Here is a 23665-nt window from a genome sequence, read left to right as displayed (position 1 = left end):
CTGGTCCTTTTCTTCAACATTGGGCGCCAATGCTTGTTTGAGAATCGCGCCCATTTATAGAACAAATCACTAAAATAATGGTTCTTCTTTATCGGATAACTCTACAAAAAACGGATTGACAACAAAAAAGACCAGCAAAATACTTAATGCGATGAGCAAGGTAATGTAAGAGTAGCCAAAATATATCCCAGTAAACATAATTAGAGGACTAATAAAAAAAGGAATAATAGTACCCCTCAACCTATAACGGGCTGAAAAGTATTGCTTTTCATTACAAAATGGACAAGCTATTCCAATGCGAAAAGAAAAGGTCTTTTTCAAAGTTTGCCACCAACTCCACTTACGATGGCATTTTTTACAAGTTGGCAATTAAATCACTCCCCTGCTGCAATAAATAAAATTAGCTGTTAAACATAATGGCCCAACTCACGCACAGAGCTTCCTCAACAACTGCGCCCGTTCGTATTATATGGTTAACCAATCATTTCTGGTTGACCTATTTTTTATAGGTTTTATGCTTAAGGTAGCCGGGGGAGGACGTCTGCGCCCGTGGGCCACTGATCCCGTCCGTAATACTGTCCACCCCCTCCTTGTAGAAACATGTTTGAGGCTGGTTGGGACAGCGATCCCGTATAAAAAGCGAAGCTATGAAACTACAAGAGATGAAGGGGCGTACCGGCAAATCTATTAAAGGAGTTGTATTTAATATGGATCCTGTTATTGGTCTGGATATCGCAAAAGGCGAAAGCCAGGTCCAAGCATTCCTGCAAAGGAAAAAGACTTATAAGCAAAGCTTTAAATTTGCTCACGATCTACAAGGACTTAACGTTTTTTATCAGTTTTATCAAGAGGTAGAACAGGTTTCTGGTCAGCCTCCTGCTGTGATTTTTGAATCTACGGGGCATTATCACATGCCTGTACTTCAATTTCTAGAGAATCAGGATATAACGTACTACTTGATTAATCCAGTGATTTCTTATGAGCCAGAAAAACGAGCCTGCGCAAGGTGAAAACCGATAAAGCAGATGCGTTTCATTTAGGCGAGCTATACTACAAGGAAGATCTTGATAGCTATCAAAAGAAGACAGAAAAAGCATTGAATTTGCGTCTCTTAACAAGACAGCATAGTGCGTTAACAGAAAGCTATGTTGACATTAAGCTTCAATTTCAGGCAGCTTTAGACCAGGTCTTCCCTGAATTCCAAAGCGTTTTTAGTGATCTTTATGGCACACTTTCGTTGAACACTTTAGCGCATTATCCAACCGCTTTGGATATTCAAAGGGCCATGCCACAAGAGCTAGCTGATGGAATGCGGCAGTTCGGAGCCAGACGCTCTAAAGCATGGTTTTTGGATAAAGCATCTCAACTAAAAGAAGCAGCAAAACGCAATCCTTTTCAATCTCCAGTTTGTCATGGGCAGCTTGTTAGCCTGAACATGTACATTCAGATGCTTTTTCAATTCCAGCAGCATCTATCCAAACTAAAAAAAGAGATAGACGCATTAGCGAAAACCTTTGAAGACTATGAATTGCTAAAATCAATTCCCGGAATCGGAAATAAGATTGCGGCAACAATCATTTCCGAAATTGGGGATATCAACCTGTTTCAACATCCCAAAAAGTTGGTAGCTTTTGCGGGATTGGATCCAAGTGTCTTTGAATCAGGTAAATTCAAGGCTTCCATTAGCCACATCACCAAAAGGGGCTCATCAAGATTGCGGCAAGCGCTTTATTCGGCTGTACAGTGTGGTCTGGCTAAAAATCGAAACAAAAAGCTTATTGCCTATTATCAACGCAAGCGCAATGAAGGTAAGCCACACAAAGTTGCCGTCATTGCTTGCGCTAATAAGCTCGTTCATTGGATTCATGCCATATTAAAAAACAAAAAAGTATTTGTAGATCTGTAATAATGAACTAACAATTATCTCAATATTCAGAACCATATTGTTACAATCAATATGGTTATTTGGTATGCCCAATTTCAGTGTAACATGTTTTTTGCCACTTTTTTAGACCTAGATGTTGACAGCTATTAGCTGGTATTGTTTAAATCAAACAACTATAAACTGCTATACCTATTACTCCCAATAACATCAATGCAATACTTGTTACAAAACTTACTTTTTTCCTTTTCCTACTTACGATACTTGTAGTAAACCAACTAGTCACTACCATAATTGCACCTATATGCTGAGGCAATTTCAGAGACGAAATGTAACCAGAAGAGAATAATAATAAACCTATAACAACAAACCCGACTCCAAACAGAGCAAAAGGGTTTTTAAACTCATTTTTTAATTCTTGCTGTTCTTTTTTGTCCATTTTACAATAAGTGTTTATAAAAAGAATTGCTGGTAAAACCCAAATTACAATTAAAAATAAAATCTGCAATGTTCCCATATACTCCCCATCCCACTGTTCGGCTGGCCCGATCGTTTAAAAAAGTTTAGATCGTTCTTCCGTGAACGCGCCCTTTTCTAGAATAAGAAATGTATGTTTTCACTCTTAATCTCATTGTTCAAATGACTGAATTAGGCTTTCCAGCTCACAAATTTCGCCTTTAATAAAACTTCCCAATTTTCTTGTAAAATCATCTATTTGACTTAGGACAGTTACAAGAAAAAAAGTCGCACGAACACTATAAGGGCTTTCAAGTTTATTATCGGCAGTTACCTCAACACCTACATATCCTCGATTCCCATATAAAAAGAATCGCATAGATAGAAAATGACTCATATTTTCTATATCTTCCCCAGTAATCCACAGAAATTCCTTTTGTCTAAAGCCGGCAAAATCCATTACTCCTTCATTTAACTTTTCTAGTTCTTCATTATCTGTAAATATATTGAGGTTCATGTTGCAACAACCTGTACAGAAATCTAAACTCAGTTCAAAGAAACTATCGTTATCATCAAGCCATATCTTTTGTATTTTCACACTTGGTTGAGTCATCTTTTATTTATTCCCCTTGTTGATTATTATTTGGGTTGTGCAACAATCAATGCCCCAATTCTAGCACAAACTTTATGCGACAACTACGCCCTATTGCTTAAAGATAATAATTATTAAAAAAATTTATAACCAAAAACATAATCCATGGACTAAGCATGAGCAGAATACTTAAAACTATTAATTTACGGTTTCTCTGTAAAATGGCTATAAATCCAGCAAATAAGCCACAAAGAAACGTATACCCACAGTGACCATCGCTCCATATTCCTCGAAAAAAACCACCAATATGAAAGCAAACCAAAGATGATAAAACTCCAAAAGGTTATATAAGGAAGTTTTTCTGCCATTGCTCTCCCTCCCTTATGAAAAGTTATCTACATAACCCAAATGTAACTCAAACCCTTAATCAATTAAAAGACCCTAAAATGGTAAACTTACACGCTTTTTATCCCATTAGCGCGCCCTTATATTGAACAACCTTGAACAAGCTCAACGATCAAGAAAATTTTTTAATTTATTATCCCAGTCAGGACTATCTGTAAGCACGGCTGACTGAAAAACAGAAGAACTATTTGAAAGCTTAACTGTTTCATAGCCATAGATGTCGTTGAAAAAGACCGCCAATTCCGTTTTATTTCCTTGCTTATCTTCTGCATAGAAAGCATATGTGAGAATGTAAGCCGTTGAGCCTCCCTTACCACCTAAACTTTTAAATCGTCTTTGGTTCCTTCTTCCATTCATTGGCCACTCCATAATTGGCTGTAAGTGCTCCCAAATACGCGATGAAAAATACACCCCTTCGTTCATTCTCCGTACAATTGAAACATATTCTGAAGCCGTGGAACGAACAAAGCGTTTGGACACTAATCTATCAAATGCGATATTGTGCCACGCCTTTATGTTTACCTTATTTTTATAATCACCCTTTATATCTTGAATGAGTTTATCGTGAATTCTAATGGACTCTTCAATATACGCTGTTTGTGATATATCCTCGATATATGCCGCTATCTTTTTTGCATCCTTTTTATCATGTATATCAAGCTTCTTTTGATGTGCAATTTCATATGGAATAAAAAGGGCTGATACAAAAGGATAAATTTGCTCGTGACTCGACAACTGCAGCTTTTCAAGATTAGCATTTATTTTGTCGAGTCCAAGCCACATCATCAAGAATTCTGTGTTAGCATTTGAGCTATGAGATATCATTCCTTTTGCAATATCCACCAGTGAGACAGTTCCGTTTTGCAAACGTCCTTGCTCCTCCATTGTTTTCAACCATGCCTCATGAGCGCCGCCATCTGTCCCGGGTATATAAAAACACGCTAGATCATCTGTTTTAATTCTTTCGGCTGGATCAATTTCAGTATGCGCTGCTTGTTGAGCATATTCAATGGCTATAATAATTTTCACTGTGCTTGCCAATGATAACAATCGATTGGATTGAACATTGACTAGGCTTTTTCCGTTTTTTATAACAGACAACGAAGCTCTTTCTGGATTTTTAGCAATAAACTTTAAAACATAATCTGCATCAGGTTTTTTCGTCCAATGGCTTAACCAAAAGAATCCCATGATTAACAAAAGAACGACGATACCAATGGAAATGAATATGTATAAAAACAATAGAATCTACCTTTCAGACATTAATAACGTTGTTAAAATTTTATTGATTAAGCCCATAATGAGTACAATTCTTATTCCTGATTTGCGCCCTTTTATGGAATAAGCTTTATGCTCTATTGCTCAGAATAAAATTACTATAAACCCAATTTATAGTGTCGGTTTAAAATCATTGGCATGTTAACGTCATTTAATTTATCGAAATTCTCATTTAGTGAGGACTTTCCAGTCATGGTTTTAACTCGGAGTTTAATACTTGGTAATCCTTTAAAAGCTAATCCTGCACCTTTAATTCAGCATCATTATCTTTCATTATACCATTTCGAATTGCTACATTCCGAATTACCTCAGCTCGTTTGTCTAACATTTTATCAGCAAGATTACATAATCGGTCAAATTCAGCCTCTTCAAGGGGATAATATAGTCGAAATACACCCTTAGAGTTTAGGAATGCATTCTTTGTGGCCGCAAAATCATTATACTCATGAAACTTCAAAGTAAAATACTCAATTTTAGCGTAATCCTCGTCCATCAGGTACTTTGTAGGTATTAGCACAGAAACGAGTGCTTTTAGTCGTTCAAAACCGATTTCTCTTGATAGGTATGTTCGATGATTTCCGCCTGACCCAACTGTGAATTTCCCGTTAGGTAGTCGAACCAAATGTAGTGTCATGCGATGGGTATTTTCCCAGCCCCTTTCCTTAACTGACTTTTTTAAATAGCGCATATCTTCATCATCTTTAATATCTTTTGGGCGCAATGATAGACCAATGATATCTGCCGTATCAACCCACATTGCACCAATATCATATAGTTCGTAAACACCATACTGCTTATAAAGTTGTTCCGACTTCTTCCAGCGTTTCTTAAATAATAAATTCGATATCATAAAAGCCCCCCCTATTCTATAGATAATTATTCAAAATTGAATAACTTCATTCCTACTATCAAAAGAACGGGGGGTTGCCTTTAAGGCATTATTCTATTTTTCAAGGATAACTCTTTGTAGATTGATGCAATCTATATTTCAAAATCGCTCCCTTTTGTTGTATAATTATTTACTAATTAAAATATCAGACTATTACTAATTACTAAGTAAGCATTCTGCTAATACTAATTGATCTTTAAAAAATTTAATCTACATTTTTTGGTATTTGCATGCCAGCCATTTTATGAAAAACGTGAAAGATCCGTGGTGCAATATAGGCAGCAGCCACAATTGTTACCAAGTCTATTGGTAAGTACGCGAGCATAACCAACCATGTCCCAGTATAAGTAAAACTCTCAGAAGCATTTACAAAAAATGTTAATGCAAGATACATATAATTGGTTCCGATTATGTAATTAAATACAAGACCTACTAAAGAAGCAATTATAAAGGTCTTATATGTGGGCCTTTTTTTATATTCAATCACTTTGCCAATAATATAAGCTGTGAAAATAAAAGACAAAATAAACCCAAAAGTTGGACTAAGCAGTGTACCTAATCCTCCTTTAAAACCAGCAAAAACAGGAACCCCTGCAAGCCCAACGAAAACGTACACAATCATTGCTATTGCCCCACGCCGACTACCGAGAAGGACTCCTGATAAAAAACAAAAAAATGTTTGTAATGTAATTGGTACACCACCAACTTGTAAAAATGGAGCCCAGGCTGTTATATTTGCTCCAATACCCATTAATGCTACAAACATCCCTATCAATGTAAGATCTATTGTACGAAAAAGCCTATGTGGCCCCAAAAAATTTCCTCCTTTAACCTCCCTGAAATCATCAAGTCTTTGGTTTCAATATTCATCTTATATTTTCATAAAAATAATGGAGCGGTATTAAATCATGAATTTTTTCAATTAAATACTCATGATTGAACGTTGTTAATTTTGGAAGGACAGCTAACACAGGAATTCCTGTCATCTCTTCAATAAGATCTGGATTGGTTTCTTCTGCTATTCCTTGGTTTCCTTCTTCCAAACCGTTCAGTACGATACCAGCAATTTCAAGTCCCATACTTTTTGCTATTTGAACCGTTAACCAAGTATGATTGACCGTCCCAAGATCAACCCTTGCTATAATCAGAAGCGGAAATCCGATTGCTTTAGCCACATCAGCAGCGAGATAGTTTTTTCCGAATGGAACACCAAGCCCCCCTGCTCCTTCAACGATGAAAAATTCATGTGTTTCTTTAATTGCATTCCAGGAGTCCATGATAGCTTCCAGTGATATAGTTTTACCTTCTCTTTTTGCTGCAATATATGGCGCTAACGGTTCATTAAATTGAAAGGGTGTAATTTGTTCGTATGAATTATTATCACCAGATATTTTTTTAAGTATAGCAGTATCACTCATGGGTTCGTCTCGTTTTTCTCCACTCAACATAGGCTTAAAAACACCAACATTTATCCCTTGTTTTCTTAACGCTCCTGCTATACCCCCACCTACAAAAGTTTTGCCGATACCGGTATCCGTTCCAGTTACAAATAAACCTTTTGTTTTCATTTTATACTCCCCATTTATTACTGATTTTTGGAAAACAATAGTACATATGTAAACGATCATTTTAACTGAGCAAAGTTAACCATTGTCACTTGTGACGCGACGTAAAGCTATAATCGCAACAAGAGAGCACGCCCTCGTTAAAACAATCGCTTCTTTAATTGGCAAATGCGGCTATTGTCTTTTCTAGTTGTTTATATACTTTTAGAGTGCATGTTATTAAACGAGATCCACCATTCTCTGTTCTTTTTTCTCTATAGTCCTTATCGTGCATCTTTTACAACAGAAAATAATTAGTACAAATGGCCCCCGTTCTTCAAATGACGTTCTCGTAACACTCACCTTATACTCTTTTCTCAGGATATGAAAAATATTGTCACCCTCTACTACATCTATTTTCTCTGAGAGATGTCACATGGGAACCCTTGATTTTAGTTACTATTTGGATCGCTTCACGCATGATACTGATCATTTCACGTAGTTCTTGTTGAGAACTAGAGAGTGGTGGCATAAATACAAGTGTATCCCCTACCGGCCTAGTCAGCATTCCCAGTTCACGCATTTTCAGAGAGACCTCATAACCGATTCTTTCCTCAAAAGGAAAAGGTTCTTTAGTTTGTTTATTTAGGACTAATTCAATTCCTACCATAAATCCGATTTGCCTAATATCTCCAACATGATCAAGTTGATAGAATGATTCTAATTCACTTTGCACTATGTTTGCTTTTGTTTGTACATTTTCAACAACATTTTCTTTTTCAAATAAATCAAGGTTTGCAAGAGCCACCGCACATCCTAGTTGATTTCCTGTGTAAGAATGCCCGTGGAACAATGTCTTCATATTCTTATAATCATCGTAAAAAGCTTCATATATTCGTTCAGTTGAGATTGTAGCAGCTATCGGTAAATATCCTCCTGTTATCCCCTTTCCGACTGTCATTATGTCCGGCACGACTTCTTCATGCTCACAAGCAAACATCTTTCCAGTTCGACCAAAACCAGTAGCTACTTCATCAATAATTAATAGAACATCATACTCCACACAAAGTGCTTTGACACCGGATAAGAAACCAGGTGGCATTAAAACCATTCCCCCAGCTCCTTGCATCATTGATTCCATCGTAAGAGCTGCAATTTCATTATGATGCTTTTCCAAAGTCTTCTTTAATTCTAGTAAACATTCTTCCTTACATATTTCTGAGTCACCACTTGGATGCCTATATACATATGGAAACGGAACATGGAAACTATCAAACATCAACGGTTCAAAGATTCGATGAAAAATTTCGACTGCACCAACGCTAACAGCACCGATTGTATCTCCATGATACCCATTCTTCATAGTGATAAATTTATTTTTACCTTCAACTCCTATGTTTTTCCAATACTGATAGGCCATTTTGAGTGCAATCTCAACTGCTTCCGCACCACTATCAGAATAAAAAATACGGTCCATGCCATCTGGTGTTATACGAGCTAACCGTTCAGCTAATTCCGTAGCCGGTTGATTAGTCATCCCAAGTAGCGTGGAATGTGAAATTTTCATTAATTGTTCCTGAATAGCTTCATCTAGTTCTTTTTTTCGATGACCATGTACATTTAACCATACAGAGGAAAATCCATCATAGTATGATTTTCCTTCTGTATCTGTCACCCTAACCCCGGTCCCACTTTCAATTATTAAGGGATCTTTATCGTAATCTTTCATTTGTGTAAACGGTAACCAAAGATGTTTTTTACTTTTCTTTATTAATTCATTGTGCTTAGACAATACTATTCCTCCATACACTGTATTTATTAACCAACTGATCTAATCTAAAGCAACTAGCAACTAAATAGAAGTAGGTACTATTGCTTCTTCAGGTTGAAGTAGACGAAAACAAATTCAAGCTTTAAACAGGCATTTCGCTCCCTTCATAGTCAACCTCAAATCCTAAATCCTTTAACATTTGGTGATCCTTCGTCCCTTCTTGTCCAGCAGTTGTTAAATAGTCTCCTATAAAAATAGAGTTTGCTGCATACAAACCAAGTGGCTGTAAACTACGCAAGTTCACTTCACGCCCCCCAGAAATACGGATTTCTTTAGATGGATTAATAAAGCGAAAAAGACTCAATACTTTTAAACAATATAATGGGTTTAATTCATCAGTTCCCTCTAATAACGTTCCTTCCATTGCATGAAGAAAGTTAACAGGGATGGAATCAGCATCTAATTCTTTCAGTGCTATAGCCATATGTATGACGTCTTCTTTTGTTTCTTTCATTCCAACAATGACACCCGAACATGGTGAAATACCAGCATCCTTCGCCTTATTAACTGTTTCAACGCGGTCTTGATAGCTGTGACTGGTTGTAATAGTATCATGATGCTTTTCTGATGTGTTGATATTATGATTATACCGATCAACACCGGCTTCCTTTAGTTGGTCTGCTTGTCCAGGTTTAAGAATTCCTAAGCAAGCACATATTTTTAAATCATATTTTTCTTTTATTTCTTTGACGGCACTGGTGACTTGATTTAATTCACGGGTGGTTGGTCCACGTCCGCTAGCAACGATGCAATAAGTACCTGAATTTAGTTGGTGTGCTCTTTCTGCCCCACTTACAATTGTTTCTTTTTCCATCATCCGGTATTTTTCAATTGGATTAGTAGAGTCCCTTGACTGTGCGCAATACCCACAATTTTCTGGACAGGCTCCAGACTTTGTATTAATAATCATATTTAATTTAACTTTATTTCCAAAATACTGTTTTCGAATTAGGTAGGCACTATTAAGCAACTCAAGAATTTCCCCGTCTGGACATTCTAAAATTTCCATAGCTTCTTCCTCTGTAATCTCATAACCTTTTATGACGTCGTTTGCTAATGCTTTAAAATTCAACATTTAAATCCTCCTTGTTTTAGGCACTCACCTACTAAAAAGAGGGCTAACGTATTAAAATTCCCCCCTGATAGCAGTAATGCCATAAATAGCTTCCAGTTGATAGATTTAAAGATGCCTGCTTACATATTTTTCACATAGTTAGATTCTTCACTTTTATTGTAAACCCCTAATATATTCGGTTAACAATTAATAGGATAGCAGATTATAAAATAAAATAGCAAGTTTTTTTATTTTATAAATATGAATTTATATGTTTCATAAATTTTTCTTATTAATTTTCAATTGCTGTAAAGGATTGACATGTTATCTAAAAATTCACTGTCATCCTGAATTGTTTAATACCTATCTGTTTTCTTATCAGACAGGCGTAGCATTCACTGCCTTGCCTATAAATATATCTATACCATTTACAACGTATGATTCAGTTATTTACTTTACAAATATAAAAAACTGCACCCTATAAAAAGTGCAGTCTTATTAGCGCTATATCAATTAGATGGTTCTTATTTTTAAAGTAGGTCAGAGTATCTTTCCTCCAGAATAGCGTCCTTTAACGGAACAAACTTGTCAAACAAAATATTAAACTGTTGCCTCTTTGTGTTTGTTTTTTCATTTCCAAATATCGACTCAAAAAAAGTTAATATCATTGAAATAACCAACTTTGCTCAAAGTGAAAGATTAATACCACTCATAAATGCACCACTATAAAAATAACACCCCAGTTTGTCACAAAACCAAAAAGAAATCGGATAACAAATGCTGTTATCTTTCCTCGTATTTTTTCAACAGATAAATCAGCCATAGCACTAAAACTAAATCAACTGGTAATCCCAGGATAAAGATACTTATTACAAAAATAATTAATGACCAGATTGATTGATACTGAACACCAAGGATTTCAAAAATTCCCGCTACACCAGGAAATAAATCCCTATTAAAATTCCCATTATAAATACAGCGAATAGTGTCGTTCCGACCGGAACCCCACTTATTTAATTTAGAATTATTCCATTAAACTGCCAAATACCTATAAAAGAAGCATTACCGTTGTTGGGGTAATGCACCAGTTACTTCAATAATAGATATTATAAATACTGGAGAAAACTATACAAATTAATATTTGCTCAATTCATATATAAAAACACAGTGTTTTAAAAAAGCATCAATCTATTCATAAAGTAAGAACTACAATTAGTTTATTTCTCTTCTAAAAATCATCATTATTCTAGTACTTTAAAACTATCATACAATTCGGCAGCAATTGAAGTTGCTCCAGCTGGCATTTGATTAATCATGACAGTCATATAAATATCGTCATCTGGGTAGTGAAGCATGACTGTTTCATAGCCCGAAATACCACCAGGATGTCCGATTGCTGTTTTTTGTTGATCTTTAAATTGATAAAGGCCCAACCCATAACTTTGCCCATTATCGCCTGTCTCTTTAAATGTCATCATCTCTTCTAATGATTCTTCAGAGATGATTTTATTGTTAAAGAGTCCAATCATAAATCTATTTAAATCGGCAGGTGTAGAAACAAGGGCACCTGCTGTCCATGCAAGGGAAATATTTAAATCTTTATATTCATAGACAATTTGATCCGATGGCTGGAAATCTTGTGTAAATTTGGAATGTCCGTTGGCATAAGAAGTATTAATATAAAATGTCTTAGGAAAATATGTCTGTTTCATCAATAAAGGTTCTAAAATTCTTTTATTTATAATTTCTGATATTGTTGCACCTGTTATTTTTTCAATAATTAGCCCTAATAATATGTAATTTGTGTTGCTGTAATAAAAACCTTCACCAGGTGCAAAGCGACCAGCAGCCAGCAATGCTTCTTTAACTAAAAAATCGGGTGAAAATTGTATTTCCGGTGCCGTATCAAATTTGGATATCATTGGTTGACCCTCATTTTCAACCCAAAGGTAATCCTCCAATCCGCTCGTATGATTAAGTAAATGTTTTATAGTTAGTGTAGATTCTTGTTGCAGCACACCATCCAGAATGGCATTAATCGTTTGATTTATTGATAGTTTTCCCTCTTCTTTTAATTGCATGATAATAACTGCAATCAAGGTTTTCGTGATGCTTCCAGCTCGAAACTGGTCATCAACCTGTAACGGTTCACCTGTTTCCACACTTCGGACTCCGTACACATTTTTCCACTCAGCACGGTTTGCATCTGTCAAACATACTGATATTCCCGGAATATTGTATTTTCCACAAATATTTTTTAACCCTAAATCAATGTCTCTTATTTTTTTCTGCACCAAAATCCCTCCCTACCTAAATATGTTTAATTTGTCTTTTGAATCCCTTAATTCATAATTCAAGTTTTCTTTTATAAACGAAATAATACATACTCAATGGCCACCAAAGCACAACAAAAATTGGATAAACTGCCCAAATTACATGCGGTGAAGAAATAACATTTACACTAATAAAAAATATACTAATTAATAAACTTGCGTATATTGAGAATTTAAAATATGACTTTCTCTTTACATGATATAATGTAAGCGGCCACCATAACACAGCAAACGCCGGAAACATCACCCATGGATATCCAGGTGATAAAAGCACATTTAAAATCAAATAATATAAGATAATAATCGCACTACCTATAACTGCGACTGTCATTTTTTTTGATTGATTACCTAGATACACCAAAGTTGGCCACGCTATTAATGGAGCCACTGAAAATAAAAACCACGGATATTCAGGTGTACTCCTATAGTTCTCCACGATAAGAAACAATATAAGCAATAGGCTGGTTAATATGGAAAATAAAGTGTAATTCTTTTTTTGCCGACAGTATATGCCAATTGGGCCAAGTAATAATGCTAATGCAGGATAAATAAACCAAATATGGTGAGAACCTGTTATAAAGTTTACTACTATTAAAAATATAATAGTCAGTATACTACCTGTTACTACAAAACCAAGCTCTAATTTTCTCAAGTAACTCACCCCTTTTTCGCTTTCTTCCAGCTGAAATACATAGTTAAAGGCCACCATAAAACAGCAAATGTGGGATACACGAACCATATCACATTAGGTGTATAATAGAGATTAATAAATATAAACAATGAAATGATTAGAAAACTTCCCCAAATAGAATAACCTAAATTTAGTTTTCTTAAGTTGTTTTTAGCTGGTAGTTTTACATCAAGCTCTTTTTTTAAATCTTCAATATCACCAAACTCAACGATAGTTTTATTTATGGCGTCATCCTCTGCTTTGCCTTGCTCCATTAAATCCAAAACTTTTTCTTCAAGATTTTGCATGACTTCTTGCATGATTGTAGCCTTTTTCCCACTGTCTGGAATTTCTTTAAATAACTCATCAACATGTTTTCTTAATTGATTCAATTTAATCCCTCCATAAATAAATCAATAATTTCCTTCGTGACCTTCCATTCTTCTGCAGTTTCTTTTAAATATGCTTTTCCAAGCGTTGTTATTCTGTAATACTTTCTTTTTCCCCCTTTTGAAACACTACCATAGTAAGATTCAATTAGATCCTTCTTCTCAAGTCTCTGAAACACGGCATACAGTGTTGCTTCCTTTATTTGAAATTTATTATCAGTACGCAAACTAATCTCTTTTGATATTTCATACCCGTATCTATCCTTTTCCAAGACCAAGCAAAGAATAATCGAATCCAAATGACCACGAATTATATCACTTCTTATCAAATAAACACTTCCTTGTACGTAAACTACTCTACCTAACAGAGTAATAATAACCAAAATTACCCTATCTGTCAAAGTAATTATCGATTTAAATAGAAATTTTAGGATTGGAATTTATAAAAAATAACCCCTCAGAGTAATTCTGAAGGGAATTAACTTTATATACTCATTGATATTATTCATCGTAATCTTTATTATAAATAGAAATTATTTATGGAATGTTAACGGTAAACATTAACATCATAAAAGCAGCATTTATAATAACTAGTACTATAAAGAAAACTTACTCTGCAAAATGGCCCGATTCTCGAATACTACTGTTCACAATCGCATTCATATTCTTTAAATTTATACTGTTTGTATAGCGTAATATCTTTAAAATCATCTGTAAATGATTCATAAACTTTAATTAGAGGAGCAACATCTTTTTTAGCAAATTCCTTCACTTGCTTATCCATTTCAGTAGAAGAATCTAAAATATATTCATTCATATCCTCATATAAATCATTATGTTCACAAACATCATACGTAATCGCAATATAACGTTTTGGCATAAAAAAAACACGTCCCTTTAAGAGTTTGTAGTAAATTTCAGATGTTTATCTCCTAAGATAACAATGTTTATATTCCAACGTGGATGCATAACTAAATTGTTGTTTTCATCAAATTCCAAAGCCATATGAATTTCATCATCTTCAACTGTAAGAATTGCCATTCTTTTATTTTCAGTATCTATATACGGCTTTAAATCATCTGGCATTTCAATTTTCCAATCATAAAAACACACTATTTCACACCCCCTAAGATTTATGACTCTGTTAAATAATCTGGCCCTATTTAGGCACAATGCTTCTTCCACAACTACGCCCGTTAATTGAATTATCTTCTTTTCCTCTTTCCAATCCCTAATTACAATAAATTCTTATTTTTGTTATATGATCGCTTTAAGGAAATAAGGCTGATAAAGAACCAAATTATACTAGCACTTAGTGTTAATAATATAAGCCTTAACCATTTATCAGGTCCCTCCAATAATAAGTACACTGATATGAGAATCACAAAAAAACCAATTACTCTTATGACTAGAATTTTTAATACTTTTTATATGCCTTATCTGTTGTAACTTCAGTGTATTCTATTCCAGAAGCTACATATCTTCCTGTGATATATAGAAGGAAAATTACTATGGATATTAATAGGGCGTTAACGACTGATATATCAAAATAATTACTGTATATAATCAATCCAACCAGGAAGAGTAGGAGAATTATCGCACTTTCACCAAAAAAATATAGCATCATTTTCTCTCTATATTCATCATCAGGCAAAAAAAACGACAACCAAGATTTCATTATTATTCAATCCCTTCAAAAACCTAATCAAGCGCATTATCGATAAATGCTTCCACACGTTCATAAAACTCTTTTGTTACAGTTTCGAAGATCTCTAAATGGCCAACCTTGGGTACTAGCCATAATTTTTTATCACCACCGGCAGCATCATAAATACGTTTCCCCATTTCTGGCGGAACGCTGTCATCAGCTTTACCATGGATTATAAATAATGGTCGCGTATTTTGTTTTACTTGATCAATAGCACCTGTTTCCTCAAGTCTAAAGCCCGACTCCATTTTTGATAGTAGATTTGTTTCGCCAAGGTGGGTCAATTGCTCTTTTACCGATGTATATCCACTAACTGCAACAATACCTTTCACTTCCGGTGGCAGATTTTCACCGCTTGCTCCAAGCGCAACTGCCGCCCCCATGGATCGCCCATGTAAAATGATATTTTCCGCCCCGTAATCATTAATCATCTTATGAACCCAGCTCACCATATCTGCAACAAGATGATCATGCCAACCATACTCTATTCCATTTCCTTCACTGTTTCCGTTACCACGGGAATCGGGCATAAGAATATCGAATCCCTGGTCATAGTAAAATTTAGCTTGAAGTTCCATGCTTTTTTTTGTACCATCGAATCCGTGTGCAAGGATAGCTACATTATGTGTATCTGCTTCATTCTTAATAAACGATGCTTTTAAATTTAATCCATCAAAGGATGGAAGGTTTAGTATATCGGGATCCAAATTTTCAGACCATTCCTTTGCTTTGCTAAGTAATTGACCATTGGTGCTTGTTCCGGCAGAACTGGTCTCTGTATCTTGAAAAAAATAAATCCCAGTACCAATTAGAAGCACCCCTAAAACACCTACTGAAATCAACAATAATCTCTTTTTCATCCCTCTCCCACCTCCCCTCCCGTGTCCAAATTAAGATTGTTAGATACCCATCCTCATTTTTTTCTTCATTGCATCGTTAATTATTTATTTCCTTATACGGATGGCAAAGCTATATGTTTCACAATCTGAACCAATCCTTGAACGGTATTATACTTAAAAGGTTGTTCATCAACATGCGGGAAAGCGCATTCGTTGCATCCCAAGATATACTTGTAATCTCCTTCCCATGTATTAAGAATTTAATTTTATTGCCTTTGTAGCAATGAAGGTCTTTATGTAATTGTCTATCATTCTTGTACCAGCAAAATCATCCTCATAAAAACCGGAAATAACAAATCCAGCCTCAATCTGTCCTTGTATTTGATCTTCCAACGTATGCGCATACTCTATGGTGTTATTTGATTTAATATAGTCTTGTATTTCATCCTTTGGCAAATAATCTAATGTCGAAGAAGGTATGGAGTGTTTCACATCAAGAATACCTTTTCTTTCTTGGTTATCATCGAAAATCCATAGCAAAGGATTCGTAAATCCAGCAATTAGAATACCTTTATTTTTTAAAACCCTTGATACTTCCTTCCACACAGGTTTTACATCCTTAACAAACAAGTTTGAAACTGGATTAACAACAATATCAAAATACTCGTCCTCAAAACCACTTAGGTCCGACATATCGCCCTGGACCGTTCTTAAGCTTAGCCCATCTCGTCTAGCTACCATTTCATCTTTCTCTAATTGCTTTTTAGAAATATCAGTAACTGTTACCTCTGCTCCAGCAGCAGCTAAAACTGGCGCTTGCTGTCCACCACCAGATGCCAAACATAATACTTTTAATCCTTCTAAAACTTCAGGGAACCAATCTCTCGGAACTGATTTTTCTGTTGTAACGGAGATTTCCCATTGACCAGCTTTGCTCCTTTTAATCGTTTCACTGCTCACTTGTTGCGTATATCTAGACCCCTCATCTACCTTTTTATCCCAGGCATCACTATTATGTTTTGTTACATCCATTATCTTGCTCCCCCTAGTATAGAAATTAACCTGTTGTTTTAGCGTTTCTTTTTATCAAGCCCCATAAAATTATTAAAATAACTAAAGCGTTTCCTTTAATTTTTGTACCTTGGAGTGGGAAATTAGATATACATTGCCAAGGATGTCAGTTTTGTCACCCTTTATACGTATAGCGCAATCCTTGTTCGAAGCATATATATCCATTTCTTCCGATAAAGCAGACAGCTCGGTCTGAACCAGCGTAAAGTTATTTTCAAGATCAAAATGAGACAAAACTGAAAAATCTCCAAGGCCGATTCCATCTAAAACAGCGCTTGTTTCAACGTTAAACCCAAATCTTTTTGAGCATAACCATTTAGCAGACATGTTAATCGCACCAGCACTTGCACCCATCACAATTGCACTGCTACTTTTTATTCCATTCGACAGTTCATACTCCTTTAAAAAGTAATTTTGTTTAAGGGCATCTCCACCCAGCAAGAAAATGACTGAAGCATGTTGAACTAACGTGTGAGCATCTTCTTTCTTTACGCGATAATTAATTAAATGATATTCATCAAACATAATGCCAGCTTGGTCAAGCCAAGCGCGTTCAGTAGAACCATCATATTCATAAGAAAGTGGATTTGAGCTAATCATAACAAGCGATTTTCGATCAGTTATATCCTCCTGTAACAACCTGACCAAATTTTCTGGAAAATGATCGTTAAACCAACCTAAGTAATAGTGAATTCTCATAAGTACCCCCGTACCAAAGTATAATTGTTTTCTTAATTATTCATTCTGTTATATTGTATCTTATTAGCACGTATTCTGAACAATTAAAAATTAAAATTAATAATAATTTTTATATAAATTATCCTAACCTTTATTGTAAACGAAAAAAAATTACCATTTTCAACTTTCCTTGCCCGATTATGGTATTAGAGAACCTTTACTGAAGATTTCCATGAATTATTATCTCCATTTATAAACTCGCATTTCATTCATATACGCCGTTTGTTGAAACCTATCTTTCTGTAAACTGAAGGCAAATAAAAGAATTAACCTTCTCCTCTAAGCTTTTTTCGGCCATATAAAATTACTGATAGCAACTAGAAAATCGATACCTAATACAAGCGTCCATATTTTTAGAAATCCAGCCAATACTTCCGTTCGAGAGGGATCATTAATGAGGTAAATTAGACCGAATAATATTCCACCACCTATTAGATATGCGAGTACATGTTGTCCCCAGCTTTTAAAGTAATGTTTTGCATATTCGAGACCGTGTCTTTTAACAGGCTTTGTTCCCTGTTTCATCACATAATACTGAAATCGTATATCAGCCCAAGAGATCATACTCTTACCAAATGCAATAGAAACTCCAATATAAATAGCGGCAATACCGTGAACTTTAGTTGCGGTGGCACCACGATATAAGTCAACACTCGTAGCAATCAGTAATAGTAAATCAATAACTGGGGTAAAGGCCAATAGGAAAAGACCAAGTCTCTTTAATTTAAAAATATAACGTGTAATAAACCCTGCCAAAATTAAAACCCAAAATCCAATTTCACTTATAACAATCATCCAAGCAATAAAATCCAAATTGTCACTTCCTTATCCTTTTCTAAGCCTACATGGCATTTATTTATAATGTAAGAGCTCGTCATGCACTGTTAGAGTTTACGCTATTTTTAAGCAATGGCTTCATGCTAAACCTGTCAATAGAACCATAATCCCATTCGTTAAACCATGAATAATAACTGATGGCCATATTGAGTCTGTTCGTTCATACGCCAATGCAAAGATAATTCCACTAAAGAAGTTTACAGGCATCGCATTATATGTGGGTATATGAATAACTGTAAATATTAGTGAACTAAGCAAAATTGCTCCATTCAACCCTATGCGTGTTCGTAGCCAACGATATAAAAACCCGCGATAAAAAATTTCTTCATATAAGGGTGAGATGACTGCAGCAGAAATAAAAGCAATTAGCAACGAAAAGAAAGTTACGTTTTGCTGCATTGCTTCCGTTTTACTGTTCTCATAAGTATTACCTATCAAACTCGTAAGAACTACAATTAACACAGCACCAACCATTAAAATTACAGAATATATTATAATGATTTTCCAGTCCTTTTTGGCGAATGGTTTGATTCCTACTTCACTCCATGAGAGTTTTTTTGGACGGATGGCAATAAAATAAACGCCTAGAACTAGAATTACCGCCATGGTTAACCCTAGGAAAGTTCCAGCATATAAATCATTCTCAAACCAGCTTAAATAAATTGGGTGAACAATGAATTTAATACCACCAATTACAAATACAAATTCCAGCAACATTAAAAATATAAATTCTTTCAAACCCCATTGGTCTTTCTCTTTCCAGTTCATTTGATTACTTTCCATTCGTTACCCCTCTTCCCCTATGGTATAATCCAACTATAATAGGTTACGTAACGTTACCAGCAAGTTTTTATTTTGAGGAGGGAAGGAAATGGAGCGATGGACCACTGGGGAGTTATCTAAACAGCGAAATATATCTGTCCGTACACTCCGATATTATGATCAGATTAAACTCCTTACACCTAGTTTTAAAGATGCTAACGGAAAGCGATATTATTCTGAAGATGACTTATTTCAATTAGAAAAGATATTGATTCTTAAATCCCTTTCCCTTCCATTAGAAGATATTCGCGGGATGTTGGATAAGCTTTCCTATAAACAAATCCTAATCTCTCACTACAATTACTTACAAGAACAACTATCAGAAATACAAACAAGTATTTCCAATACAACCACATTAATCAACTTAATAGATTTAGAAGAATCTTTGTCTTGGGAACGTGTTTCCGAGCTTGTACAAAATTCACGAAAGAACCATAAAAAATGGCTCAATTATTTTCAGGAGCATGAACAAGTCATTTTACAAAACACCCTACCGAATCTGAGTAATAATGATAAAACGACACATCAATATATATCCCTGTTGCGACAAATAGAATGGTGTATAAAACACAATATTAAACCGGAATCAGAAGAAGGCGTCCAAATTGCTTTAAAGTTAATAGAAGTCTCAAATAATTCCTTTGCAGGGGATACAGCGTTAGCAGATAAGTTCTGGGAGGTTAGAAAGCTACCTGCTGAGGAAACAGGACTATTTCCAATAGAGGAAGATGTACTTGAGTTTGTGGAACGTTGTATTGCTTATGCATCAAACGAAGATCAGGACTATTAGTGGTGCTTCACACGGCAGTTCTTTTCGCCTGTCCTATAAAATAGAGAAATGGATGGGTATATACCATCCATTTCTCTATTTTTATGCTTGATGACCTAATCCTCTAAATCAGTATTTTTCTTCGCAGAACGCTTTAGGGAAATTAAATCGAAAAGGAAATATAAAAGCATGAAAACTATCGGAAGAGCAATCAGGTCGATTCCCTCACCATAGTTGCTCGGAATCCCTTTAACGATGAGGAGAATGATAAAAAATATAACACCCACTGACAAAGCACGCTTGCCAGCAACACGCCGTTCCTTTTTATAGCTTTGGTTATTCGATACTTCTGTATGTTCTATTCCTGAGAAGATGTATCGGAAATATGTATATCCCGCCATAAGCATTGGAACCATCATGAGAATAAAAGTTACTTCAGTTGCTCCAAAATTCCACTCTAACCAGTAATTGTTTAAAGCAGATCCCAACATCAACAGTGCACCAATTAGAAATGCTGCTTCAGCCATAAAATATAAAACCCGTAAACGTTTATATTCATCTTCTGGTAAAAAAACATTTAAAAATGAATGTATCATTTAATCACCTTCCCAAAATAAATCATCTAATGTTTTATTTAATGCTTTGGCTATTGCAATACACAAATTCAAACTGGGGTTGTATTCTCTTTTTTCAATTAATCCAATTGTTTGCCTTGTCGCATTTACTTGCTTTGCAAGTTGTGCCTGGGTTAGGCCTGCTTCTACTCTAGCCAGTTTCATTTTACTTACCATATACTCACCTACATAATGGAATATATATCTAACATATTGTTATATTAATCTTACATTTAAACTTGCTAAAATACAAGATAAATATTACATGAAATATAAAAAAGCCAACTTCTTATAAAAGAAATCGGCTTCTGCTTACCTGCATATGCCCTATACGATATTGGCTTACGGAAGTGCACCCAACCCTTAGAAAGGTCACTGGATTAACACTTCTATTTCATCTTTATTTTCTTTCACCAACTCCTCCAGTAAAGCATCACCTTTTTCATTTAATTCATCCAATGCTGTTTCATCCTCAACGTTTTCAATTCCTGTCTTTTCTTCTAAATAAGTAACCATATAGGCATTTTGTTCATTGATTATCTTGGCATATTGTTTTTGAAATTCTTCAGGCTTCATGTTTAGCTTTTTTGCTTGTGATTCAGCAAACTTACGAATTTGCTTTCCGCCTTGATCTTCTGTGTTTTCAGGTGGAAGTTGACCAAACCAGTCATCGTCCTCACCAACACTTAGCTTGTCAGAAATATCAACGTTCATTTCCTCTATTTCTTGCTTTACCAATTCAACTTTTATAGCCCAATCCAGATAATCTAGTGCTTTATCGTCAGGGTATAAAAAACGCAGCTCACCCACTGTAATCTCCTGTTCTTTTATAATGGCTGCTACTTCATTATCATCATATTTTGACATACTGCTACAACCTGCTAACAAAATTAAAGAAATTAAAACAGAAAACAGTAAAGACCTTTTCAATAAAATGCCTCCTCTATAAATCAATGTTTTTCTGCATACTTACTTTTCTCAAGAATTTCATTTGCTGGCATATCTGTCCAGTCGCCAATGGTAATATTTGGTTTTTCCTCGATAAAACTCTCCATTATTTTGTTCCCTATTTTATAATTCGCCCATTGAGGTAACCCTTTACTTGTATTACCCAGGAAGAAGTCATCTTGAATGGAAGGCATAGCGGAGGTCATATTTTCCTTATGCACTTTCCATGTTTGACTTTCATTTTCCTCCGAAGAAAAATTGCTCCATGGCATCTGAATATCTGGATATATTATCTTTGCAAACGTGTCTGCCTTCCCTTCAATCAGGACAGATTCTAATAAGGTATAACTCAATTCATTCTTCTTAAAAAAGACGGTATGATGATACTCGTGTGCAACTGCCTGTTTTAAACTTTTCTCTTCAAAATAAGGAGGAGCAATTTGAATGGCAAAGAAGTTTTCACTCCATGCAGAAGCTGCCACACCCTCCATTGTTTCCATAACGTGATTATCCTCTGGATTTGCAGGAAATACATATACGTATTTATCAGCTCCTGGTTGGAGTTCATTCGCTGACTTTTTCAATGAATCTGTAATTATTTTATGTATTGTATCTTGATTATCTATTAATGATTTTAGATATTTTTCTAAAGTTTCTAGTTCCCTAGGTGTTCCGAAACCCCACCCTTTTGACAGCCGGATCCCCCTCTCTTCTGCTATTGGATTAATAATTGTTTCTATATATAAACCATTTAAATTTTCAGGTTGCTGTTCTGCCTTTTCGATATACTCCAGGAAGCTCTTATAATAATAGACAACTTCAAATTGTTGATCCTTATATGTAAATGAAAAAGAGCTTGGGACTTCTTCCTTTGTTGTATCTGCTTCCGTCGCTGAGCTATGGGCTGATTGTTCGGAAGCTTTCTTATCATTATCCTGAGAGGAAGCTGGATTATCCGAATCATAACTACATGCAGTAAGCGCTATCAAAAATAAAAATAAAAGAAAAGGTAACTTTTTCATCCCATATCCTCCCATAACATCGTATATTAAACTATTACATCGTAGTATAGATACTATTTATGAACGTTAAAAGACTTCCTCCCTCTTCAATCAGCCATCTTCATTTCTCAAAGAAATTAATATATTTTTCTTCACTGCTTAGCTCAACTAAAAAAGGGAATAGCGACATAGCTAAAAGGAAGAAAATAAATAGTAATATCAAAACATGGATGCCTGGTTCGTAAAATATATTCAATAGCAAGGGTAATAGAATGATAGGAGTTAATAATGCACATTTTGTTTTTGACCTTTGGGTTTGGTGGCAAATCATAGCGGGGTCTAAGGTGGTAGTTTTCTTGATCGTTTGTTTCCAACTCCATTTGTTCTTACAGTTCTGGCAAACAGGCACTCTTTTAATCCCCCCTTCTTTTTACGCACTTCAGGGAAACTTTCTATAGGGTGCTGAAAAATATACTTTCACATACTTAACGAAAGAAAAAAACATATATTACAATAGCTATCACTATCACAAAAAATGCTATTCCAAAGTTCTTCCAGCCTAAACCAACTACTGTGTCATAATGCTTTTTTCTCTCTATGTCATTTCTCTGTTGATCCATTTTTTCTTCAGTAGTTTTATTATCGATACTCACTTTATACCTCCTATAAAATAAGTTCTAAGTTGATAATTAAGTTGATATTCAAGGAAATTTGTTATAAGAAAAATCCAGATTATTGCTTTATACTCTTTTTCTCTTGTATAAAATAAGTGAAATTATAAGACCAATCAGCAATGCAGCAAAAGAACCGATTAAACTTTGGAAAACTGCTTGGGATGTTATATAAATTCCGATAAATGTTCCGATGGCTAAACCAACAGGAAGGGTCCAGTTCATAAAAAGCACCTCCTTTTTTCCTGCTTTTGAATCTTCATACTTAATATTTTCCTTGTTATGAAGAATTCAAACAAATATCTACATAAGCAGGATGGAGAA

At 35.1% G+C, this 23665-nt stretch carries 29 protein-coding genes and 1 pseudogene; 2 read left to right on the top strand and 28 right to left on the bottom strand.

All coding sequences use genetic code 11. The features are described 5' to 3' along the window. Positions 1 to 69: 69 nt before the first annotated feature. Positions 70 to 369: a TIGR04104 family putative zinc finger protein gene (locus tag JCM12304_RS04805; RefSeq protein ID WP_026041290.1), complete on the bottom strand. Its 300-nt coding sequence runs from the start codon at positions 367 to 369 to the stop codon at positions 70 to 72. Positions 370 to 707: 338 nt separating this feature from the next. Here JCM12304_RS04805 and JCM12304_RS04800 point away from each other — a divergent pair. Beyond that, positions 708 to 1906 (top strand): annotated as a pseudogene (locus JCM12304_RS04800) (IS110 family RNA-guided transposase). A gap of 139 nt (positions 1907 to 2045) precedes the next feature. Here the strand turns inward: JCM12304_RS04800 and JCM12304_RS04795 are convergent. The 21 genes from JCM12304_RS04795 to JCM12304_RS04700 form a co-directional block, all read right to left on the bottom strand. Then, positions 2046 to 2399, bottom strand: coding sequence for a hypothetical protein (locus JCM12304_RS04795; RefSeq protein WP_060678768.1), 354 nt, complete (start codon positions 2397 to 2399; stop codon positions 2046 to 2048). A gap of 111 nt (positions 2400 to 2510) precedes the next feature. Beyond that, complete coding sequence (locus JCM12304_RS04790) at positions 2511 to 2951, bottom strand: hypothetical protein (protein WP_019376139.1); 441 nt, start codon at positions 2949 to 2951, stop codon at positions 2511 to 2513. A 489-nt stretch (positions 2952 to 3440) separates the two neighbouring features. Beyond that, the gene (locus JCM12304_RS04785; protein WP_060678766.1) at positions 3441 to 4577 is read right to left on the bottom strand and encodes a serine hydrolase; all 1137 of its coding nucleotides are present in this window, start codon (positions 4575 to 4577) and stop codon (positions 3441 to 3443) included. A 271-nt stretch (positions 4578 to 4848) separates the two neighbouring features. Beyond that, complete coding sequence (locus JCM12304_RS04780) at positions 4849 to 5463, bottom strand: ParB N-terminal domain-containing protein (RefSeq protein WP_060678764.1); 615 nt, start codon at positions 5461 to 5463, stop codon at positions 4849 to 4851. A 244-nt stretch (positions 5464 to 5707) separates the two neighbouring features. Further along, on the bottom strand, positions 5708 to 6316 hold the full coding sequence (locus tag JCM12304_RS04775; RefSeq protein WP_369813134.1) for a biotin transporter BioY: 609 nt from the start codon (positions 6314 to 6316) through the stop codon (positions 5708 to 5710). 52 nt (positions 6317 to 6368) lie between these two features. Continuing rightward, complete coding sequence (gene bioD, locus JCM12304_RS04770; RefSeq protein WP_019376673.1) at positions 6369 to 7070, bottom strand: dethiobiotin synthase; 702 nt, start codon at positions 7068 to 7070, stop codon at positions 6369 to 6371. Positions 7071 to 7443: 373 nt separating this feature from the next. Continuing rightward, the gene (bioA, locus tag JCM12304_RS04765; protein ID WP_019376672.1) at positions 7444 to 8838 is read right to left on the bottom strand and encodes an adenosylmethionine--8-amino-7-oxononanoate transaminase; all 1395 of its coding nucleotides are present in this window, start codon (positions 8836 to 8838) and stop codon (positions 7444 to 7446) included. A 121-nt stretch (positions 8839 to 8959) separates the two neighbouring features. After that, positions 8960 to 9952 (bottom strand): biotin synthase BioB, encoded by a 993-nt coding sequence (gene bioB / locus JCM12304_RS04760; RefSeq protein WP_019376671.1) that lies wholly within the window; start codon positions 9950 to 9952, stop codon positions 8960 to 8962. 762 nt (positions 9953 to 10714) lie between these two features. After that, complete coding sequence (locus JCM12304_RS20290) at positions 10715 to 10825, bottom strand: hypothetical protein (RefSeq protein WP_476691340.1); 111 nt, start codon at positions 10823 to 10825, stop codon at positions 10715 to 10717. A 347-nt stretch (positions 10826 to 11172) separates the two neighbouring features. Then, positions 11173 to 12225, bottom strand: a complete 1053-nt coding sequence (locus tag JCM12304_RS04755; protein ID WP_040954831.1) for a serine hydrolase domain-containing protein — start codon at positions 12223 to 12225, stop codon at positions 11173 to 11175. Between the two features lie 52 nt (positions 12226 to 12277). Continuing rightward, positions 12278 to 12925: a 2TM domain-containing protein gene (locus tag JCM12304_RS04750; RefSeq protein ID WP_256200767.1), complete on the bottom strand. Its 648-nt coding sequence runs from the start codon at positions 12923 to 12925 to the stop codon at positions 12278 to 12280. Beyond that, positions 12922 to 13326, bottom strand: a complete 405-nt coding sequence (locus tag JCM12304_RS04745; protein WP_019376668.1) for a permease prefix domain 1-containing protein — start codon at positions 13324 to 13326, stop codon at positions 12922 to 12924. Before JCM12304_RS04745 ends, JCM12304_RS04750 begins: the two co-directional genes overlap by 4 nt. After that, positions 13323 to 13652 (bottom strand): PadR family transcriptional regulator, encoded by a 330-nt coding sequence (locus JCM12304_RS04740; protein WP_019376667.1) that lies wholly within the window; start codon positions 13650 to 13652, stop codon positions 13323 to 13325. The genes JCM12304_RS04745 and JCM12304_RS04740 overlap by 4 nt, the downstream gene beginning before the upstream one ends. Before the next feature lie 311 nt (positions 13653 to 13963). Next, positions 13964 to 14203: a hypothetical protein gene (locus JCM12304_RS04735; RefSeq protein WP_019376666.1), complete on the bottom strand. Its 240-nt coding sequence runs from the start codon at positions 14201 to 14203 to the stop codon at positions 13964 to 13966. Positions 14204 to 14220: 17 nt separating this feature from the next. Then, a complete protein-coding gene (locus JCM12304_RS04730) occupies positions 14221 to 14436 on the bottom strand; it encodes a hypothetical protein (protein WP_019376665.1) in 216 nt (71 codons plus the stop codon). Between the two features lie 304 nt (positions 14437 to 14740). Next, positions 14741 to 14977: a hypothetical protein gene (locus tag JCM12304_RS19495; protein WP_172675254.1), complete on the bottom strand. Its 237-nt coding sequence runs from the start codon at positions 14975 to 14977 to the stop codon at positions 14741 to 14743. 47 nt (positions 14978 to 15024) lie between these two features. Further along, on the bottom strand, positions 15025 to 15891 hold the full coding sequence (locus JCM12304_RS04720; RefSeq protein ID WP_060678758.1) for an alpha/beta hydrolase: 867 nt from the start codon (positions 15889 to 15891) through the stop codon (positions 15025 to 15027). Between the two features lie 231 nt (positions 15892 to 16122). Next, a complete protein-coding gene (locus JCM12304_RS04715) occupies positions 16123 to 16902 on the bottom strand; it encodes a class I SAM-dependent methyltransferase (protein ID WP_060678756.1) in 780 nt (259 codons plus the stop codon). 81 nt (positions 16903 to 16983) lie between these two features. Further along, on the bottom strand, positions 16984 to 17640 hold the full coding sequence (locus tag JCM12304_RS04710) for a Type 1 glutamine amidotransferase-like domain-containing protein (protein ID WP_060678754.1): 657 nt from the start codon (positions 17638 to 17640) through the stop codon (positions 16984 to 16986). A 318-nt stretch (positions 17641 to 17958) separates the two neighbouring features. Beyond that, on the bottom strand, positions 17959 to 18492 hold the full coding sequence (locus JCM12304_RS04705) for a hypothetical protein (protein WP_060678752.1): 534 nt from the start codon (positions 18490 to 18492) through the stop codon (positions 17959 to 17961). Positions 18493 to 18594: 102 nt separating this feature from the next. Continuing rightward, a complete protein-coding gene (locus tag JCM12304_RS04700; RefSeq protein ID WP_060678751.1) occupies positions 18595 to 19299 on the bottom strand; it encodes a CPBP family intramembrane glutamic endopeptidase in 705 nt (234 codons plus the stop codon). 88 nt (positions 19300 to 19387) lie between these two features. Between JCM12304_RS04700 and JCM12304_RS04695 the strand changes: the two genes are divergently transcribed. Continuing rightward, complete coding sequence (locus JCM12304_RS04695; protein ID WP_060678749.1) at positions 19388 to 20128, top strand: MerR family transcriptional regulator; 741 nt, start codon at positions 19388 to 19390, stop codon at positions 20126 to 20128. A 95-nt stretch (positions 20129 to 20223) separates the two neighbouring features. On the opposite strand, the gene JCM12304_RS04690 is transcribed toward JCM12304_RS04695, so the two are convergent. The 6 genes from JCM12304_RS04690 to JCM12304_RS19300 all read right to left on the bottom strand — a co-directional run bounded on the left by JCM12304_RS04690 (position 20224) and on the right by JCM12304_RS19300 (position 23566). After that, entirely contained in the window at positions 20224 to 20703 is a 480-nt protein-coding gene (locus JCM12304_RS04690) for a hypothetical protein (protein WP_060678747.1), read from the bottom strand. Beyond that, positions 20704 to 20898: a helix-turn-helix transcriptional regulator gene (locus tag JCM12304_RS04685; RefSeq protein ID WP_040954821.1), complete on the bottom strand. Its 195-nt coding sequence runs from the start codon at positions 20896 to 20898 to the stop codon at positions 20704 to 20706. A 195-nt stretch (positions 20899 to 21093) separates the two neighbouring features. Further along, a complete protein-coding gene (locus JCM12304_RS04680) occupies positions 21094 to 21651 on the bottom strand; it encodes a hypothetical protein (protein WP_060678745.1) in 558 nt (185 codons plus the stop codon). A gap of 20 nt (positions 21652 to 21671) precedes the next feature. After that, complete coding sequence (locus JCM12304_RS04675; protein ID WP_060678743.1) at positions 21672 to 22691, bottom strand: DUF2268 domain-containing putative Zn-dependent protease; 1020 nt, start codon at positions 22689 to 22691, stop codon at positions 21672 to 21674. Between the two features lie 464 nt (positions 22692 to 23155). Further along, positions 23156 to 23323, bottom strand: a complete 168-nt coding sequence (locus JCM12304_RS19305; RefSeq protein ID WP_157360432.1) for a hypothetical protein — start codon at positions 23321 to 23323, stop codon at positions 23156 to 23158. Positions 23324 to 23410: 87 nt separating this feature from the next. Next, entirely contained in the window at positions 23411 to 23566 is a 156-nt protein-coding gene (locus JCM12304_RS19300; protein WP_157360431.1) for a hypothetical protein, read from the bottom strand. Between the last annotated feature and the right edge of the window lie 99 nt (positions 23567 to 23665).

This window comes from Virgibacillus halodenitrificans JCM 12304, assembly GCF_001310895.1.
Lineage (GTDB): Bacteria > Bacillota > Bacilli > Bacillales > Amphibacillaceae > Virgibacillus_Q > Virgibacillus_Q halodenitrificans.
Note: the sequence above shows the minus strand (reverse complement) of the source record. Positions and strands in the feature narration are given on the sequence as shown.

Bases quoted from the DNA above. Each gene is read 5' to 3' on its own strand.
- JCM12304_RS04720 (WP_060678758.1), bottom strand. From the start codon at position 15,891: ATGAAAAAGAGATTATTGTTGATTTCAGTAGGTGTTTTAGGGGTGCTT.
- JCM12304_RS04735 (WP_019376666.1), bottom strand. From the start codon at position 14,203: ATGCCAAAACGTTATATTGCGATTACGTATGATGTTTGTGAACATAAT.
- JCM12304_RS04780 (WP_060678764.1), bottom strand. From the start codon at position 5,463: ATGATATCGAATTTATTATTTAAGAAACGCTGGAAGAAGTCGGAACAA.
- bioB (WP_019376671.1), bottom strand. From the start codon at position 9,952: ATGTTGAATTTTAAAGCATTAGCAAACGACGTCATAAAAGGTTATGAG.
- JCM12304_RS04695 (WP_060678749.1), top strand. From the start codon at position 19,388: ATGGAGCGATGGACCACTGGGGAGTTATCTAAACAGCGAAATATATCT.
- JCM12304_RS04710 (WP_060678754.1), bottom strand. From the start codon at position 17,640: ATGAGAATTCACTATTACTTAGGTTGGTTTAACGATCATTTTCCAGAA.
- JCM12304_RS04795 (WP_060678768.1), bottom strand. From the start codon at position 2,399: ATGGGAACATTGCAGATTTTATTTTTAATTGTAATTTGGGTTTTACCA.
- bioD (WP_019376673.1), bottom strand. From the start codon at position 7,070: ATGAAAACAAAAGGTTTATTTGTAACTGGAACGGATACCGGTATCGGC.
- JCM12304_RS04700 (WP_060678751.1), bottom strand. From the start codon at position 19,299: ATGGAAAGTAATCAAATGAACTGGAAAGAGAAAGACCAATGGGGTTTG.
- JCM12304_RS04675 (WP_060678743.1), bottom strand. From the start codon at position 22,691: ATGAAAAAGTTACCTTTTCTTTTATTTTTATTTTTGATAGCGCTTACT.
- JCM12304_RS04685 (WP_040954821.1), bottom strand. From the start codon at position 20,898: ATGGTAAGTAAAATGAAACTGGCTAGAGTAGAAGCAGGCCTAACCCAG.
- JCM12304_RS04790 (WP_019376139.1), bottom strand. From the start codon at position 2,951: ATGACTCAACCAAGTGTGAAAATACAAAAGATATGGCTTGATGATAAC.
- JCM12304_RS04690 (WP_060678747.1), bottom strand. From the start codon at position 20,703: ATGATACATTCATTTTTAAATGTTTTTTTACCAGAAGATGAATATAAA.
- JCM12304_RS04715 (WP_060678756.1), bottom strand. From the start codon at position 16,902: ATGGATGTAACAAAACATAATAGTGATGCCTGGGATAAAAAGGTAGAT.
- JCM12304_RS19300 (WP_157360431.1), bottom strand. From the start codon at position 23,566: ATGAACTGGACCCTTCCTGTTGGTTTAGCCATCGGAACATTTATCGGA.